At 64.0% G+C, this 16,705-nt stretch carries 13 protein-coding genes and 1 rRNA gene; 9 read left to right on the top strand and 5 right to left on the bottom strand.

Annotation, left to right across the window (positions count from 1 at the left end; translation table 11 throughout):
- Positions 1–18: 18 nt before the first annotated feature.
- Positions 19–1,623: a B12-binding domain-containing radical SAM protein gene (locus BM449_RS04295; RefSeq protein WP_071800210.1), complete on the bottom strand. Its 1,605-nt coding sequence runs from the start codon at positions 1,621–1,623 to the stop codon at positions 19–21.
- A gap of 145 nt (positions 1,624–1,768) precedes the next feature.
- On the opposite strand from BM449_RS04295, the gene BM449_RS04290 reads away from it, so the two are divergent.
- Entirely contained in the window at positions 1,769–1,861 is a 93-nt protein-coding gene (locus tag BM449_RS04290) for a cytochrome B6 (RefSeq protein WP_071800208.1), read from the top strand.
- An 89-nt stretch (positions 1,862–1,950) separates the two neighbouring features.
- Here the strand turns inward: BM449_RS04290 and rimO are convergent, their stop codons facing one another.
- A complete protein-coding gene (gene rimO / locus BM449_RS04285; RefSeq protein ID WP_071800206.1) occupies positions 1,951–3,327 on the bottom strand; it encodes a 30S ribosomal protein S12 methylthiotransferase RimO in 1,377 nt (458 codons plus the stop codon).
- 35 nt (positions 3,328–3,362) lie between these two features.
- Here rimO and BM449_RS04280 point away from each other — a divergent pair, with 35 nt between their 5' ends.
- Both BM449_RS04280 and BM449_RS04275 read left to right on the top strand, forming a co-directional pair.
- Complete coding sequence (locus BM449_RS04280; RefSeq protein ID WP_071800204.1) at positions 3,363–4,262, top strand: BtpA/SgcQ family protein; 900 nt, start codon at positions 3,363–3,365, stop codon at positions 4,260–4,262.
- On the top strand, positions 4,259–5,185 hold the full coding sequence (locus BM449_RS04275; protein WP_071800201.1) for a vitamin K epoxide reductase family protein: 927 nt from the start codon (positions 4,259–4,261) through the stop codon (positions 5,183–5,185). The genes BM449_RS04280 and BM449_RS04275 overlap by 4 nt, the downstream gene beginning before the upstream one ends.
- Here the strand turns inward: BM449_RS04275 and nadB are convergent.
- The 3 genes from nadB to BM449_RS04260 all read right to left on the bottom strand — a co-directional run bounded on the left by nadB (position 5,163) and on the right by BM449_RS04260 (position 8,137).
- On the bottom strand, positions 5,163–6,881 hold the full coding sequence (gene nadB, locus BM449_RS04270; RefSeq protein WP_071800199.1) for an L-aspartate oxidase: 1,719 nt from the start codon (positions 6,879–6,881) through the stop codon (positions 5,163–5,165). The genes BM449_RS04275 and nadB overlap by 23 nt on opposite strands.
- Before the next feature lie 32 nt (positions 6,882–6,913).
- Positions 6,914–7,291 carry a photosystem II complex extrinsic protein PsbU gene (psbU, locus tag BM449_RS04265; RefSeq protein WP_071800197.1) on the bottom strand — a complete coding sequence of 126 codons (378 nt, stop codon included), beginning with the start codon at positions 7,289–7,291 and terminating at the stop codon, positions 6,914–6,916.
- A 111-nt stretch (positions 7,292–7,402) separates the two neighbouring features.
- The gene (locus tag BM449_RS04260; RefSeq protein WP_311134189.1) at positions 7,403–8,137 is read right to left on the bottom strand and encodes a DUF3120 domain-containing protein; all 735 of its coding nucleotides are present in this window, start codon (positions 8,135–8,137) and stop codon (positions 7,403–7,405) included.
- 133 nt (positions 8,138–8,270) lie between these two features.
- Here BM449_RS04260 and BM449_RS04255 point away from each other — a divergent pair, with 133 nt between their 5' ends.
- From BM449_RS04255 to BM449_RS04230, 6 genes are all read left to right on the top strand, one after another.
- The gene (locus BM449_RS04255) at positions 8,271–9,143 is read left to right on the top strand and encodes an undecaprenyl-diphosphate phosphatase (protein WP_071800195.1); all 873 of its coding nucleotides are present in this window, start codon (positions 8,271–8,273) and stop codon (positions 9,141–9,143) included.
- Between the two features lie 23 nt (positions 9,144–9,166).
- Positions 9,167–10,555, top strand: a complete 1,389-nt coding sequence (locus tag BM449_RS04250; RefSeq protein WP_071800193.1) for a TIGR03279 family radical SAM protein — start codon at positions 9,167–9,169, stop codon at positions 10,553–10,555.
- A gap of 68 nt (positions 10,556–10,623) precedes the next feature.
- Positions 10,624–12,285: a TolC family protein gene (locus BM449_RS04245; RefSeq protein ID WP_071800192.1), complete on the top strand. Its 1,662-nt coding sequence runs from the start codon at positions 10,624–10,626 to the stop codon at positions 12,283–12,285.
- Positions 12,286–12,340: 55 nt separating this feature from the next.
- Positions 12,341–13,741 carry a BCD family MFS transporter gene (locus BM449_RS04240; protein ID WP_071801960.1) on the top strand — a complete coding sequence of 467 codons (1,401 nt, stop codon included), beginning with the start codon at positions 12,341–12,343 and terminating at the stop codon, positions 13,739–13,741.
- A complete protein-coding gene (locus BM449_RS04235) occupies positions 13,738–14,547 on the top strand; it encodes an inositol monophosphatase family protein (RefSeq protein ID WP_071800190.1) in 810 nt (269 codons plus the stop codon). The genes BM449_RS04240 and BM449_RS04235 overlap by 4 nt, the downstream gene beginning before the upstream one ends.
- Before the next feature lie 658 nt (positions 14,548–15,205).
- Positions 15,206–16,691: ribosomal RNA gene (locus BM449_RS04230) — 16S ribosomal RNA — on the top strand.
- Positions 16,692–16,705: the final 14 nt, after the last annotated feature.

The following is a 16,705-nucleotide window of genomic DNA, read 5'->3' as shown; positions in this document are numbered from 1 at the left end:
GAAGTTCAGACCAGCTGATCAGACCGGTTGCAGCTCTTTGACGTCTGCGGTAGCCGGCGGCAGCTCGGGAGGCAGGCTCTTGAGCTGACCTTCGATTTCCATGGTGACCACACTGCGGTATTCCATGAAGTGCTCGTTGTGGGCCAGCACCACGAGGAATTGCTCGAGCTGGGAGGGATTTTTGCGGGCAATGCCGAACATGTAGCGCCAGAAGCGGCCGCGGGTGTCGCGCTTGATTCCCTGCCGCCAGACGACAATGCCCAGAGCGCGCACATCGGTCCAGCTGGGAAGCTTGGCTTTGGCATCGGCGGGCTTGAGATACTTTTGCCAGCGCGGCTCGCCCACCTTCAGGTAGTAGTGATAAACCCGGTCCATGTAGGCGTTGGGTTCATAGAGGGCGCAGAAGGCGTCGACGTACTCGGTGGCGATCTCCCTGATCGGCCGGGTCGGCACGAAGTTGAGCAGGTTGGTCTGGTTGACGCCCTTGGCCGAGGATTTGTCCTGCACCAGCCGGCCCTCTTTCTCGAGGCGATGCCAGAGGCCGGTGTTCGGCAGTGCCTGCAGCATGCCCATCATCGCGGCAGGGATTCCGGTGCGGCTGACGAATTCAACGATCCGCTGGCCGGCTCCCGTCTTCTCGCCATCGAAGCCGATGATGAATCCAGCCATCACCCGGATTCCGTAGGAGGTGATGCGATCAACGGATTCCTCCAGAGAGCTGCGCATGTTCTGCAGCTTCTTGGCCGTTTCCAGGCTGCCTTCGTCGGGGGTTTCGATGCCCAGGAAAACGCTGTCGAAGCGGCTTTCCGCCATCATCAACATCATCTCCTCGTCTGAGGCCAAGTCGACTGAAGCCTCGGTGGCGAAGCTGAAGGGGTAGCCGTGCTCAATCTGCCATTCCTTGATCGCAGGCAACAGCAACTTGGCGTTGCGTTTGTTGCCGATGAAGTTGTCGTCGACCAGGAAGATGGAACGGCGCCAGCCCAGATCGTAGAGATATTGAAGTTCGCCCACCAGTTGCTCTGGCGTTTTGGTGCGCGGTTTGCGGCCGTAAAGAACAATGATGTCGCAGAACTCGCATTGGAAGGGACAACCCCTCGAGAACTGCACCGACATCGAGTCATAGGCATCGAGCTCAAGAAGATCGAAGCGGGGAATCGGCGTGCCGGTGACATCGGGCTTCTCGCCTTCGGAGCTGAAGCGGCCCTTGGTTTCCCCCTTCTCGATCGCTTCGATGAACAGCGGCAGGGTGATTTCGCCTTCGTCAAGGATCTTGAAATCGGCAAGATCCAGCTCAGGAGCATCGGGGGTGGAGCTGGCGAACGGCCCGCCCACGGCCACCGGCAGGCCCCGTTGCTTGGCCTTGGCCATCTGCACGGCCATGTCGGCCTTCTGCACGATCATCCCGGAAATGATCACCAGCTCCGCCCAGTTCCACTCGGCTTCGGTGACCTCCCTGACGTTGCGATCAGCGAGCTTGAACTCCCAGTGCTGGGGCAACAGGGCCGCCACGGTGACCATGCCCAGGGGCGGCAGCAACACCTTGCGATTGACGAGCTCGAGGATCTTTTCGTAGCTCCAGAATGTCTTCGGGAATTCCGGGTAGATGAGCAGGGTGCGCATGCCGTTCCGGGGAGTGATGACCACGGGGACCCACCCTTCCCCAGGTGCGGTCGTATCCCGTGCTGATTGACGGTCACCTTAGGCGCTCCCCCCGGAATCAGAGCCTCTTCTGCTCTAATGACGGGGTTGTGTGTCTTTGGCGACCATGGGCGTCGTGCTCTATCTCGGTCTTGTTGGAGCTGGGCTGGTCACGGCCTTCCTGCTCTCCACCGTGCTCAGAGGCATCAAGTTGATCTGATCCCAGCCAGCGGTTCCGGGGCCAGCACCAGGCCGATCAGGAAGGTCATCACCAGCCTGGCCCGCTCATGGCCAGCAGGATCCAGTCCCTCAACCGCGTCCCCTGAGATTGGCCACCATGGCTTTGCTGCCCACCAGCACCGCTTCAAGGTCGTAGTGGTCGGAGGCGGTGATGCGCGCCGGCACCAGGGCGCCAGGGCTGGCGCAGAGGCCGCCTTCGCCCACCTGGACCCGCACTTCCCCATCCACCTCGGGAGCGAAGCGGGCGCAGCGTCCCAGCATCTCGCCACTGGCTGGGTTTTCCTGTTCGATCAGCACATCAACGATGCGGCCGACCCAGCTGGCGTTGCGGGCCGCGGCGATCGGTTGCTGAAGTTCCATCAAGCGGTTGCGCCGCTCGATCGCCACCAAGGCCGGAACCTGATCGGGCAGATCAGCGGCGGCGGTTCCCTCTTCTGAAGAAAAGGTGAACACGCCGACATGGTCGAACTTCTGTTCTTCAACGAAGGCCAGCAGGTGCTCGAACTGTTCCTCGGTTTCGCCCGGGAAGCCGACGATGAAGGTGGTGCGCAGCACCGCCTCGGGCAGCTGGGCGCGGATGCGATCGAGCAGCGCCCCGTTGACGTTGGCCTGCCAGGGGCGGTTCATCGCCTTGAGCACCGAGGGATGGCTGTGCTGCAAGGGGAGATCGAGGTAGGGCAGCACATTGGGCACCTCCCGGTAGGCGTTGAGCACGTCGGGCGTCAGGCCGGTGGGATAGGCGTAATGCACCCGGATCCAGGGGATCTCCACCTCGCCGAGGGCGCGCAGCAGGTCGGCCAGGCGGGGCTTGCCGTAGATGTCGAGGCCGTAATTGGTGGTGATCTGGCTGATCAGGATCAGCTCCTTGACGCCTTGGGCCGCCAGCTGGTGGGCTTCCGCCACGATCGACTCGATCGGCCGGGAGCGCTGGTCGCCGCGCAGCTTCGGGATGATGCAGAAGGCGCAGCGGTAGTCGCAGCCCTCGGCCACCTTCAGGTAGGCGACCGCCTCGGTGGTGGTGCGGTAGCGGGGCAGGTGTTCGTCGGCCACGAAGGTGGGCTCGGCGCTCACCCGGTTGACCCGCTCGCCAGCCTCCACCCGCTCCAGCACCTCCACGATGTGCTGGTAGTCACCGGTGCCCACGATCGCTTTGGCCTCGGGCAATGATTCGAGCAATTCCTCCTGGAAATGCTGGGCGAGGCAGCCGGCGATGATCAGTTCCTTGCCCTTTTCGGCCAGCTCGACCAAGGTGCGCACCGACTCTTCCCGGGCCTCCTGGATGAAACTGCAGGTGTTCACCACCACCAGGGCCGCCTCGTTCTCGTCGGCGCTGATGCCGTAGCCCGCCGAGGCCAGCAAGCCGAGCATGTGCTCGGTGTCGACGCGATTTTTCTCGCAGCCCAGGTGCGCAAAGGCCACAGTGGGCTTGCTTGCGGTTTTGCTCATCGAACGATCGAGCCCAGGGCCGGAATGGACACCCTATGAGATCTACGCCCCAAGCCCCTGATCCCGCCGCCTGCCGCTGGCAGGGCCTGTTCCCACTGCGTTGCCCTTTGATTGGGGTGGTGCATCTGCAGCCGTTGCCGGGGTCGCCTGGCTGGTGCGGTGATTTCGGGGCGGTGCTGGCGGCGGCCCTCGCCGATGCCCGGGCCTACGCCGAGGGCGGCGCCGATGGCCTGATTGTCGAGAACTTCGGAGATGTGCCGTTCTGGCGCGGAACGGTGCCGGCGGAAACCGTGGCCGCCATGACCCGGATCGCCACCAGCGTGGCGGCGGCCACGCCCCTGCCCCTGGGCATCAACGTGCTGCGCAACGATCCCCTCTCGGCGCTGGCGATCGCCCAGGTGAGTGGGGCCCGTTTCCTGCGGGTGAATGTGCTCAGCGGAGCCTGCGTGACCGACCAGGGCGTGATCGAGGGGCAGGCCGCCGAACTGTTGCGCCGCAGGCGCCTGCTGGCCGCCGAATCGGTTCTGATTCTCGCCGATGTGCTCGTCAAGCACGGGTCTCCGCTGGCACCGCTGGGCATGGCCGAAGCCGTGGCCGATGTACTCCAGCGTGGTGGGGCTGATGGGGTGATCGTTTCTGGTGTGGGCACCGGCCAGCCCACCGCCCGCCGTGATCTGGAGCGGGCGACGGCGGCGGCCAGGGGCGCCCCCGTGCTGATCGGCAGCGGCGCCTCCGAAGATCGGATCGCCGCGCTGGTTCCCCACTGCGATGGGGTGATCGCCGGCACGGAGATGAAAGAGGATGGGCTGATCGAGCGACCCGTGGATCCGGCCCGGGTGGCGGCGCTCCAGAGCGCTCTCGACCAGGCGATCCGCAACCAATCCAGTGGTCAACGGGTCCTGCCACAATTCCAACATTCGGTTCCTTTTCTTTGACCAACACCCGACTCACCAGCCGGCTGGGCAGCCGCCGCCGTAACGAACCGGGCCGGCGCTGGATCCGCGTCCTGATGGCGGTTCTGGCCACGATCGGTGCGATCGACACCGGCGCGATCACCCTCAAGCGCTGGGGCCTGATCGGTCCGCTCAACTGCCCGGGTGGTGCCGAGGGCTGCGACAAGGTGCTCAACAGCGTCTGGGGAAGTGTGCTGGGCCAGCCGCTCTCCCTGTTCGGCTTTCTGGCCTACACCGCCGTGTTGGTGATGGCCTTGCTGCCGCTGGTCTGGAAGGGTGAGCAACGGGCCAATCTCTCGGCGCTGAGCTGGTGGGGCCTGTTTCTGGCCAGCGGTGGCATGGCGGTCTTCAGCCTGCTGCTGATGGGACTGCTGGTCTTCAAGATCCAGGCCTTCTGCTTTTTCTGCGTGCTCTCGGCGGTTCTGAGTGTGGCGCTGTTCGTTCTCAGCCTGATCGGCGGGGACTGGCCCGACCGTGGCCAGCTCATCTTCCGCGCCGTGATTCTGGCCCTGGTGGTGGGTCTGGTTGGGCTGGGCTGGGCCGCCTCCGTCGATCGGCCGGCGGCCCTGTCAACCCGTGGCACCCCGCCCGTGGTGATGAGTGCCAGCACCCCGGCGACCGTGGCTTTGGCTGAGCATCTCAAGGCCACCGGCGCTGTGATGTATTCGGCCTACTGGTGCCCCCATTGCCACGAGCAGAAAGAGATGTTCGGCAAGGAGGCCTACAAGGATCTCACCATCGTTGAGTGCGCTGCCGACGGGGTGAACAGCCAGAAAGCGCTGTGCGATCAGAAGAACATTCAGGGCTTCCCCAGCTGGGAGATCAACGGCCGCCTGGATTCAGGCGTCAAGCCCCTGGCTCGGCTGGCTGAGCTGAGCGGCTTCAAGCCCGCCGATCCCTCCTAGGGCTGCTGATCTGGCCGAGGGCGGCGGTCTGAATCGCAGCGTCTTTTTGCTGAACCGTGTGGCGCTGCCAGAACGGCTGGGTGCTGGCGGCATCGGTGCGGAAGTGCCCGCCACGGCTTTCCTGCCGGAACTCGGCGGCTTCAACCAGCAGGATCGCCAGCGTCAGCATCTGCCGCAGGTCCTGGAGCGGCTCCAGGCGGCGGCGCTGGGCTGGGCTGAGGGCCAGACGCTGGCCGGGTTCGAGCTGTTCCAGCTCGCGCAGCAGAGGCTCATGCTCCAGTTCGAGCTTCTCGAGCCGCAGGTCCGCGAGGGCCTGGCGCAGCTCGCTGCCACAACGTTCGACCCCGGCCACCCGCCAGCAGCGCCGCCGCAGCGCCGCGATCTGGCCGGCGATGGCGGCGTTGTCCCGATCCACGGGGCCATGGGCCTGGGCCTCGGTGCAGGGTTCAGATTGCGGCCCGCCCACGGCTGACTCGGCAGTGGTTGGCCCGTCAGGGTCTGCCAGGGTCAACCCGCCCAGCTGGCGCGCAAACACCAGGCATTCCATCAGCGAATTGCTGGCCAGGCGATTGGCACCATGCACTCCGGTGCAGGCCACCTCTCCGACGGCATAGAGCCCCGGCAGGCTGGTGGCCGCGCTGAGATCGGTGCTGACGCCGCCCATCCAGTAATGCGCCGCCGGTGCAATCGGGATCGGCGTGGTGGTCGGCTCCAGGCCAAGCTCCCGGCAGCGCCCCAGGATGGTGGGGAACTGCCGTTCCAGTCGCGCGTCGCCGATCGGCCGCAGATCGAGCCAGAGCTGGTCCACCTTTTGCTCCTGCATGGTTCGCACCAGGGCGCGGCTGACCTGATCGCGAGGGGCCAGATCCCCCCCCGCCAGCTGGGCCACGGGGCTCTGGCCGCTGTGGTCCACCAGCCGGGCGCCCTCGCCCCTCACCGCTTCAGAGATCAGGAAGTGGGGAGCGCCCGCCAGCATCAAGGCGGTCGGGTGGAACTGAACGAATTCGAGATCGCGCACCTGGGCGCCGGCTTGCCAGGCCATCGCCACCCCGTCGCCGGTGGCCTGGGCCGGGTTGGTGGTTTTCTCGAACAGGTGGCCGCCGCCGCCGCTGGCGAGCACCACGGCCCGGGCCCGCAGCCAGCGCACCTGCAGGCCATCGAGAACCTGCAGACCCTGGCAGCGGCCCCGTTCGACCCAGAGTTTCAGGGCCAGCAGGCCCTGGCGCTGCTCCAGCAGCGGGCGCCGCTTGGCCTCCCGCTCGAGGGCGTCCACCAGGGCTCCGCCGGTGCGGTCCTGGGCATGCAGCACCCGGCGGTGGCTGTGGGCGGCCTCCAAGGTGGTGCTCAGACCTCCATTGCTGCGATCGAACGCCATGCCGAGCTGCAGCAAGCGCTCCACACAGGCCGGCGCCTGACGAACGAGCAGCTCAACGGCCTGGGGATCGCAGAGACCGGCACCGGCCTTGAGCGTGTCTTGGCGGTGGCTCGTGAAGCTGTCTTCCGGCCTGGTCACCGCCGCGATGCCCCCCTGGGCCCAGCGGCTGGCCGAGAGCGGTGCTCTGTCCTTGCTGATCAACAACACCCGCAAGCCAACGGGAAGTTCCAGGCAGGTCATCAGCCCGGCGGCGCCGCCACCGACCACCACCACATCCCAATGGCTGGCCAGGAGCGGTTGAGATCGAGCGTCCGCAGCCATGCCGCCTCAAGGCGGGAGCTGGAGCTTAGGGCTCAGCGGTAGACGCCGTTGTTGATGCGATCAAAGCCTTCGTTGAGGGCGATTGAAGACGGCGTGATGATGAAATTATCGCGATACTTTTCGAACAGTTCCTTCTGACGCTCGGTCAGATCGAGGCTGAGCACGTCATCGATCGATTCGTAGGGCCCACTGATCACGATCTTGCCGGCCAGGGTTGGATACATGCCAGGAAATTGCTGGAAGCTTCGAACTGAGGAATTGTTGAGATCCACCTTCCCCTGGGCGGAGGCAATCTTGTCGTCCACCAGATTTCGGCGCTCTGCGGCCTGAGCGGCGGAGGGAAGGAACAGGGAAAGGAGCAGGCCGGCCAGAAGCACGCCGCTCATCAGCCAGGCAACCAGCCGTTTCATCAAAATTCTCCTTGCGTGGGCCCCCAGGCGGGACCAAAGCAACGCTACAGCCAGGCTGCCGCTGTTCCCTCTCAGCCCGCTCTAGTTTTCGCAGTTCTTCAAGCCAGGCTTTCAGATCAGCCCACTGAACTGGGGGGCGAGCAAGGCCGCCATCAGGAACAGGCCATCGACGGCCAGGGTCATGACCAGGGCTGCGGCGGCGACCCGGCCGGCGCAGTCTTCCGCCGCCAGCCGGCGGCCCAGGGCCATGAGCCCGGCGGCGAAGCCCGCCACCACGAGCAAGGCGAAGGGATGCAGCACCTGTCGGGCGGCTTCAGCCAGCAACAGGGGCGCATCGGCGAGCGAGGCGTTGAGGACCAGGGGCCAGAACGGCATCACCCCGGTGAGGGCCATGGCCGCATCGGTGCAGGCCGTGCCCAGCAGGGAAGCCAGATAAAAGCAGGAGGCCAGGTGCCAGCGCCCCCTCAGGCCGGCTATGGCCAGGGGAAGGGCGAAGGCTTCGATCGGCAGATGCAGGAGCGGATGCAGGCGGAACCAGCCCCAGAACAGACACCCCCCCAGCCAGCTGCCCGAAAAGCCCACCAGGAGAAGGCCGATCTGGCGCCAGGACCCGCGACCATGCTGCTCAAGCCGAAGGGCCACGCCCAGCAGGCAGGCGGTGAAAACCGCCGCACTAAAGGGCTGCAGCCGCACCCAGGGGGCCTGCAGGAACACCGGCACCACGATCAGTGCAGCGGCGACAGCAACGAGACGCCATGAATCCGTGCGCTCCTGGTCGAGCGGCAAGGTCAGCCGAATCGTCAGGCTGTCCTCGGTCTTGGGGAAGGTGACTGGAACCCCGCTCACCAACATGTATGAAGAAAGGTAAGCAACCTTAAGGGACCGCTCCCTGCGAACGGGGAAGGGCTGCGCCAGTTGGCTGCTCCAGATGGCATGGGTCGGGGCCATAGGGTCAGATCGCTTTGGATTCTCAATCCCGATGCCTGCCGCCATCTCCCCGCCAGCGCTGGGGCTTCTTGAAGCGTGCTGGCATGCCCTGGTGCTGGGAGTGGTTCAGGGGCTCACGGAGTTTCTGCCGATCAGCAGCACGGCCCATCTCAAGGTGGTGCCGGTGCTGCTGGGCTGGGGTGATCCCGGTGTGGCCGTCACGGCGGTCATCCAGTTGGGCAGCATCGGCGCGGTGATCATTTACTTCCGCCGTGATCTGGCCGCCGTGATCCATGGCATCAGCCGGGCCTGGCAGCAGGGCGATTGGACCGATCCCTCAGCTCGGCTTGGCCAGGCGATGCTGATCGGCACCCTGCCGATCCTGGTGGCCGGGCTGGCGATCAAGGGCTTCTGGCCGGGCTACGAAACCTCTGCCCTGCGCGGGATCACCTCGATCGCCATCGTTTCGATCGTGATGGCCCTGCTGCTGGCCCTGGCCGAAAGCGTTGGGCGCCGGCGTCGGGACCTGCCCCAGGTGAGGCCCATCGATGGGGCCCTGGTGGGCATGGCCCAGGCTCTGGCGGTGATCCCCGGCGTCTCCCGTTCGGGCAGCACGCTGACGGCGTCTTTATTCGATGGCTGGCGGCGTGCCGACGCCGCCCGTTTCTCCTTCCTGCTGGGTATCCCGGCCATCAGCCTGGCCGGGCTGGTGGAGCTGAGGACGGCTTTTGCCGCTGATGCGGTTCTCGGCCCGGTTCCGATGCTGGTGGGGATCGCGGCGGCGGCGGTGGTGTCCTGGCTGGCGATCGCCTGGTTGCTGCGCTTCCTCCAGACCCACAGCACCTGGTTGTTCGTCGGCTACAGGCTGGCTTTCGGCGTTGTCCTGCTGATCTGGGTGGCCAAGAGCGGCACTCCGCCAAACTGAAGGCCCCCTGAGCCATCGATCCCGTGTGGAATGAGCCTTCCGCCGGTATCCAGCTGGCCTCCGCCGAAGCGGGCCGTTGGCCCCAACCAGCCGTGGTGGCCACTGTTGAGCCGGGATCGATCGGCGAAGAGCTCGGTTTTCAACCCGGCGACCGGCTGCTGAGCATCAACGGCGTGCGGCCGAGGGATCTGATCGATCTGCGGGTTCTCGTCGGCGAGGAAGAGCTGGTGCTCGAGGTGGAGGATCCCAGCGGCAGCAGCCATCGGCTGGAGATCGAAAAGGACGCCGATGACGGCCTCGGCCTGGGCTTCACCGAAGCGCTTTTTGATGGCTTGCGCCAATGCAACAACCATTGCGCCTTCTGCTTCATCGACCAGCAACCGCCGGGCAAACGCCGCAGTTTGTACGTCAAGGACGACGACTACCGGCTCAGCTTTCTCTACGGCTCCTATCTCACGCTCACCAATCTCAATGCTGCCGACTGGCAGCGCATCGAAGAACAGCGGCTCTCCCCGTTGTTTGTCTCCGTTCACGCCACCGAGCCTGCGCTGCGCAGCCGCCTGCTGGTCAATCCCCGGGCCGGCCTGCTGCTCGACCAGTTGGGCTGGTTTGCCGAACGGCGCCTGCAGATCCATGCTCAGGTGGTGGTCTGCCCGGGCCTGAACGACGGTGAGGCGTTGCTGCGCAGCCTCAGGGATCTGGCCGGCTTTGCCGCTGAGCCCTGGCCGGCGGTGCTCTCGGCGGCGGTGGTGCCGGTGGGGCTGACCCGTTTCCGCCCCGATCAGGATTCCCTTGTGCCCGTCGACCGGGCCTGCGCCCGTGCCGTCATTGAGCTGGTGGAGCCCTTCCAGCAGGAGTGCCTGGGGCCGCTGGGCAGCCGTTTCGCCTGGCTCTCCGATGAGTGGTATCTGATTGCGGGCCTGCCCCTGCCGCCCCGCTCCGCCTACGAAGACCTGCCCCAGCAGGAGAACGGTGTCGGCACCATCCGCGCCTTCCTCGATGCCCTCGATCAGGCCACCCGCCGCCTCCCCGAGCGCCTGGCCGCTCCGCGGCGGGTCAGCTGGGTGGTGGGGCAACTGGTGGCTGGCGCCCTCAGCCCGGTGGTGGAGCGGCTCAATGCCGTGGATGGCCTGGAGCTGATCCTGCATGGCTTACCCAGCCCGTATTGGGGCCAGGACCAGGTGGTGACCGGCCTGCTGACCGGCTCGGATCTTTTGCTGGGGCTGGCGGACAAGGACCTGGGCGATCAGCTGCTTCTCCCCTCGGTGCTGCTGCGGCAAGGGGAGCCCGTCTTCCTTGACGACATGAGCCTCGAGCAGTTCGCTGCCCAGTGCCCGGTGCCGATTGCGCTGGTGGCTGGGGCAGATGATTTCGTGGCCGCTTGTGTCGGCAGCGAAGGGCTTGTTCCTTAAGCTCTGTCGGAACAACCGATTTGTTTGGCGTGCGGCCATCGATCCTTGCAATCACGGCACTGGCAGGGATGGCCTTGGTACCCGCCGTTGCACGGCCGGGTTGGAGCCAGGAGGCCGAGGCCCCAGCCCAGGATCCGCCTGCGCAGGAGGCTGTTGTCCCTCAATCCACGGGTATCCCCCTGGCTCCGGAGGTGGTTGGCGAGCGCCCCCTTGCGGATCCCTCCGTGCTGGCACCGGCGGCGACGGAACTCAGCCCCGCCCTGCAACCCCTGGCCGCTCCCCCCGCGCTGGCCTTGCCGATCACGCCCAATCAGGTGCGGATTCAGGAACTGAGACCCCTGGGGCTCAGTGATGTGGAAACCCTGGCTGAGGTCAACAACCCCAACCTCAAGGCGGTCGCCTCCCAGATGGATCAGGCGAAGTCCAACCTCAGGGCCCAGATCTCGGCCTGGTACCCCAACATCAACCTCAGCACCAGCAACAGCTTTCCAGGCCTCAGCAACAACTACCGCTTCCAGAGCAGCAGCGATGGCAGCTTCTCCAACCCCGGAGCCACCACCGGATTGCGCTTCGGCGCCCAGATGAACATCGGCATCAACTGGGATCTGATCAATCCCCAGCGGGTGCCCCAGATCGCCAGGGCCCGTGACCAATTCGAGCAGGCCCAGAACCAGTACCTGATTGCCCTGCGTGATCTCAGGCTGCAGGTGGCCCAGTCCTACTTCGATCTGCAACTCTCCGATGAGAACGTGCGCATTGGCCAGGAATCGGTCCGAGCGTCTTTGGTCAGCCTGCGCGATGCCAGGGCCCGCTTCCAGGCGGGTGTCTCCACCAAGCTGGAGGTGCTCCAGGCCGAAACCCAGCTCGCCCGCGACCAGCAGCTGTTGACAACGGCACTGGCCGATCAGTCCGTGGCCCGTCGCACCCTGGCCTCCTTCCTTGATCTCCCCCAGGACGTCACCCCAACGGCCAAGGAGCCTGCCCGGGTGCTGGCTTCCTGGTTGCCCTCGCTGCAGGAAAGCATCGTGGCTGCCTACGCCTTCCGCGAAGAACTCGACCAGATCATTCTCGATATCTCAATCTCCAACAGCAGCGCCAATGTTTCAATCGGGGCTGTTCAGCCGTTCTTGAGCATCGTTAATAATTTTGGCTGGAATCGATTCAACGGACAGACCAACGTGCCGGCAGGACAATCCATCGACACGAGCATCTTCACCTATAACTTTGACAACGCCATCGGCCTCAATCTGAGCTGGTCGCTTTTTGATGGCGGGCGCGCCGCCGCTGAGTATCGCCAGCAGAAGCAGGCGGCTGAGGAAAGCCGCTTCCGTTTCGCCAGTCGGCGGGATTCGATCCGCCAGGAGGTGGAAACCAGCTTTTATGAGCTGCTCAAAAACAACCGTGACATTGCCACCACATCCCGAGAAGTGATTTCCTCCCGCGAGGCGCTGAGGCTGGCCCGCCTGCGTTTCCAGGCCGGTGTCACCACCCAGCGGGAGGTGGTGGACAGCCAGCGCGATCTCACCAACGCCGAAGTTCGTTACGCCCGCTCGGTCACCGACTACAACAGGCGGCTGGCTGAATTGCGGCGCCGCACCGGCCTCGACCAGCTCGCCCTCTGCAAGCCACCGGTCCTGCCGTCGGTCAAGCCCCAGGCTGACCCCACCACCCAGATCCCGATCGAACCTCTGCCCTTGCAATCGGCTTGCCAGGCGGATTCGATCCTGTGATTCGTTCACCGCTTTGGCCCTTGATAAGGTCACTGCGGCGTTCGCCTCCGCCCCGATGAATCCCGCGGAAGCTTCCGGCCCCGGGCTCTCGATCCCCAGCACCTTGAGGCTCGGACTGTTTCAGGCTTGCCTTGGTTTTCTGGCCGTGGTGTTTGCCGGTTTGCTGAATCGCGTCATGCTCAGCGAGCTGGGCTTTCCCGGCCTGCTGGTGGGTGGAGCTCTGGCCTTCGAGCAGTTCGTGGCCCCCTCCAGGGTCCTGTTCGGACAAATCTCCGATCGCCATTCGTTTGCGGGCCGCCACCGCACCCCCTACATCTGGTTGGGAGCGGCCTGTTTCTGCGGACTGGCCATGCTGGTGGTGCCGCTCACTTTCCGCCTCGCCGGGGCTTTCTACGCCCAGGATTCCCAGGCGGTCGTGATCGGCATTGTGCTGCTCTGCGGCCTGTTCGCCTGCTACGGCCTGGCGGTGTCGATGGCCAGCACGGCCTACCTGGCCCTGGTGATTGATCGCACCACCGAGCAGCAACGCTCCAGGGCCGTCGGCATCATCTGGTGCATGCTCACTGTCGGGATTGTCACTGGGGCCATTTCGATTGCCCTCAGCCTGCGCAGCCTCGATGGGGTCAGCGATCCGGCCGTGCTTGAAGCGGTGCTGTCCCCCTTCCTGGTTCGCTCGGCCCTGTTGGTGTTCGCGATCACCCTTCTGGCCACCTGGGGCGTGGAGCCCTCCAGCGCTGCCAGCGGCTTGAGCCGCAGCGCCGAACGGGAAGACGCCGTCACCATGGGCCGGGCCTGGGGCCTGATCACCTCCAGCCGTCAGGTGGCTGTCTTCTTTCTGTTTGTCACCCTGTTCACCCTGGCGCTGTTCCTTCAAGATCCGGTGCTGGAAAGCTATGGAGCGGAGGTGTTCGGCATGCCGATTGCCGCCACGGCCGGTCTCAATGCGCTCTGGGGTTCCGGCACCCTCGTTGGCCTGCTGCTGGCTGGCTGGTGGATCGTTCCGCGCCTGGGACCGCTGGCCACGGCCCGGTTGGGCTGCCAGCTGATCGCCGGCTCGATGCTGCTGCTGTTGCTGGCCGGGCTCACCGCCCAGGTGACGGTTCTCAAGACGGTGATACTGGTCTTCGGCCTGGCCTCCGGGATCGGAACCAACAGCACGCTTTGTCTGATGCTCGATCTCACCTTGCCGGAGGCCGCGGGAACCTTCATTGGCGTCTGGGGATTGGCCCAGGCCTTCTCGCGGGCCATGGCCAAATTGCTGGGGGGCGGCTTGCTGGATCTGGGCCGGTCGCTCAGTCCGTCCCAGGGGGCCTTTCTGCCCTTCGCCCTGGTGCTCAGCCTTGAGGCCCTGATGGCCATCGGGGCGTTGCTGGTGCTCTCCAGGCTGAACCTGCGTCGCTTCAAGCAGGACACCGGCCGCAGCCTTTCGCAAGTTCTCTCGCTCGAGCTCGGATGACCGCGTCCTCCGCTGCTTCCCTGGGCCCGGAGGCGTTGCCCATCCATTCCCTCATCGATCAGGTGGCTGACCGTCAACGCCTTGACTTCGGGCATGCCACACCGGAAGCCAAAGCCGATGGCAGCTTGATCACGGCCTGTGACCGCTGGAGTGACGACACCCTCGTGTGCGGCCTGGGCCAGCTTTATCCCGGTGAAGGGGTGCTCAGTGAGGAAGGCGACAAGCGCCTTCCCAGCTCGGCGGCTTATTGGGTTGTCGATCCCCTCGATGGCACCACCAACTTTGCGGCGGGAATCCCTTACTGGGCGATTTCCCTGGCGCGCTTTGAGGGGGGCGTTCCGGTGCTGGCGATCCTGGATGTGCCGCCCCTCCGGCAACGGATCGTGGCGATGCGGGGCCAGGGGGCTTGGCGCAACGGCAAACGGCTGTTGCCGCCCTCCACAGATGGCCGCTCGATCGGTTGCGCCTCGCTCTGCAGCCGTTCCATCGGCGTCCTGCAGAAGCTGCCGGATCGCCGCTTTCCCGGCAAGATTCGCCTGCTGGGTGTGGCCAGCCTCAATCTGGTCAGCGTGGCCATGGGGCAGACGGTGGCAGCTCTGGAGGCCACCCCGAAGATCTGGGATCTGGCGGCCGCCTGGCTGGTGCTCTCCGAGTTGGGCTGCCCTTTGCGTTGGTTGCAGAACAGTCCGGAAGCCCTTGAGCCTGGCGCCAACCTCGCGGACAGTGATTTTCCTGTGCTGGCGGCCAAGGATCCAGCCACCCTGGATGTGTTCATGCCCTGGGGCGAGGCGCTGCTGAGCCGCTGACCTGGTTGGTTGGGTGCGGTTCAGGCCGTTTAGGTTGTCTCCTGTGCTACATTTTCGGACTGCGCAGGAGCCGCGAGGCGAGTGCTGCAGAACCGAACAGAGAAGAAGGCGCAAGCCAACGATGCTGTAGGTTTCAAAAGCGGTTGAGAGACCGCCGAGTCGTGAGCCTGAGAGGGCGGAGCGACGCACCTGGACAAAAGAAAAGTTTAGGAACCGACGCTTTTGCTGCGTTGAGGTCTTGGCTTGTGAGCGTGAGTGAGCGAAGCGAAAGCGACGTGAATTTACGGTTAGCAGGCTGGGGTTTTAACGAACGAGCAGCAAAGGTGTGAGGTCCCGTCAAAAAGAAACAAGCAGCTTGTTTGTTGGGATGTTGCCAGTAGCGCTTTCACGGGTGTTGCAGGCGATGAAAAGTTCCAATAGAGAAGACTGCGACCGGATCTGAGTGATTTGGAAAGTCATTGATGCGCTGGTTGTTGCTGCAAGGTGATGACGAAGTGGTTGATGCACTCTCGAACCCTTCTTGCGAGAAGGAGGCCCTGGGTGAAGCGATTATCGTAAGGTAAGGCGATTTGTTCAGTGGCGGCACTGGTTGCGATTGGTGAGATTAGTTTAAGACGAAAGTTTTAGGTTGTTGAGCTGGTTTACAGGACGAGTGACTACAACGGAGAGTTTGATCCTGGCTCAGGATGAACGCTGGCGGCGTGCTTAACACATGCAAGTCGAACGGGCCTTCGGGCTAGTGGCGGACGGGTGAGTAACGCGTGAGAATCTGCCCTCAGGAGGGGGATAACAGCTGGAAACGGCTGCTAATACCCCATATGCCGAGAGGTGAAACGAATTTCGCCTGAGGATGAGCTCGCGTCTGATTAGCTTGTTGGTGAGGTAAGGGCTCACCAAGGCATCGATCAGTAGCTGGTCTGAGAGGATGATCAGCCACACTGGGACTGAGACACGGCCCAGACTCCTACGGGAGGCAGCAGTGGGGAATTTTCCGCAATGGGCGCAAGCCTGACGGAGCAACGCCGCGTGAGGGACGAAGGCCTCTGGGCTGTAAACCTCTTTTCTCAAGGAAGAAGACATGACGGTACTTGAGGAATAAGCCACGGCTAATTCCGTGCCAGCAGCCGCGGTAATACGGGAGTGGCAAGCGTTATCCGGAATTATTGGGCGTAAAGCGTCCGCAGGCGGCCCAGAAAGTCTGTTGTTAAAAAGTGGAGCTCAACTCCATCCAGGCAATGGAAACTACTGGGCTAGAGTGTGGTAGGGGCAGAGGGAATTCCCGGTGTAGCGGTGAAATGCGTAGATATCGGGAAGAACACCAGTGGCGAAGGCGCTCTGCTGGGCCATAACTGACGCTCATGGACGAAAGCTAGGGGAGCGAAAGGGATTAGATACCCCTGTAGTCCTAGCCGTAAACGATGAACACTAGGTGTCGGGAGAATTATCCCTCTCGGTGTCGTAGCCAACGCGTTAAGTGTTCCGCCTGGGGAGTACGCACGCAAGTGTGAAACTCAAAGGAATTGACGGGGGCCCGCACAAGCGGTGGAGTATGTGGTTTAATTCGATGCAACGCGAAGAACCTTACCAGGGCTTGACATCCTGCGAACCCCTGAGAGATCGGGGGGTGCCTTCGGGAACGCAGTGACAGGTGGTGCATGGCTGTCGTCAGCTCGTGTCGTGAGATGTTGGGTTAAGTCCCGCAACGAGCGCAACCCACGTCTTTAGTTGCCAGCATTTAGTTGGGCACTCTAGAGAGACCGCCGGTGATAAACCGGAGGAAGGTGTGGATGACGTCAAGTCATCATGCCCCTTACGTCCTGGGCTACACACGTACTACAATGCTACGGACAAAGGGCAGCAAACTCGCGAGAGCTAGCAAATCCCATAAACCGTGGCTCAGTTCAGATCGTAGGCTGCAACTCGCCTACGTGAAGGAGGAATCGCTAGTAATCGCAGGTCAGCATACTGCGGTGAATACGTTCCCGGGCCTTGTACACACCGCCCGTCACACCATGGAAGTTGGCCATGCCCGAAGTCGTTACTCCAACCCGTAAGGGAGGAGGACGCCGAAGGTGGGGCTGATGACTGGGGTGAAGTCGTAACAAGGTAGCCGTACCGGAAGGTGCGGCTGGATCACCTCCTAACAGGGAGACAAAAC

This window comes from Synechococcus sp. SynAce01 (assembly GCF_001885215.1).
GTDB classification, from domain to species: domain Bacteria; phylum Cyanobacteriota; class Cyanobacteriia; order PCC-6307; family Cyanobiaceae; genus Regnicoccus; species Regnicoccus frigidus.
The sequence above is the reverse complement of the archived record's forward strand: the minus strand, read 5'-3'. Positions and strand labels throughout refer to the sequence as shown.

What these genes read in the sequence shown, in the direction of transcription:
- BM449_RS04290 (WP_071800208.1), top strand. Translation starts at nt 1,769, where the DNA reads ATGGGCGTCGTGCTCTATCTCGGTCTTGTTGGAGCTGGGCTGGTCACG.
- BM449_RS04255 (WP_071800195.1), top strand. Translation starts at nt 8,271, where the DNA reads ATGCCTGCCGCCATCTCCCCGCCAGCGCTGGGGCTTCTTGAAGCGTGC.
- BM449_RS04245 (WP_071800192.1), top strand. Translation starts at nt 10,624, where the DNA reads ATGGCCTTGGTACCCGCCGTTGCACGGCCGGGTTGGAGCCAGGAGGCC.
- rimO (WP_071800206.1), bottom strand. Translation starts at nt 3,327, where the DNA reads ATGAGCAAAACCGCAAGCAAGCCCACTGTGGCCTTTGCGCACCTGGGC.
- BM449_RS04235 (WP_071800190.1), top strand. Translation starts at nt 13,738, where the DNA reads ATGACCGCGTCCTCCGCTGCTTCCCTGGGCCCGGAGGCGTTGCCCATC.
- BM449_RS04240 (WP_071801960.1), top strand. Translation starts at nt 12,341, where the DNA reads ATGAATCCCGCGGAAGCTTCCGGCCCCGGGCTCTCGATCCCCAGCACC.
- BM449_RS04280 (WP_071800204.1), top strand. Translation starts at nt 3,363, where the DNA reads ATGAGATCTACGCCCCAAGCCCCTGATCCCGCCGCCTGCCGCTGGCAG.
- psbU (WP_071800197.1), bottom strand. Translation starts at nt 7,291, where the DNA reads ATGAAACGGCTGGTTGCCTGGCTGATGAGCGGCGTGCTTCTGGCCGGC.
- nadB (WP_071800199.1), bottom strand. Translation starts at nt 6,881, where the DNA reads ATGGCTGCGGACGCTCGATCTCAACCGCTCCTGGCCAGCCATTGGGAT.
- BM449_RS04295 (WP_071800210.1), bottom strand. Translation starts at nt 1,623, where the DNA reads ATGCGCACCCTGCTCATCTACCCGGAATTCCCGAAGACATTCTGGAGC.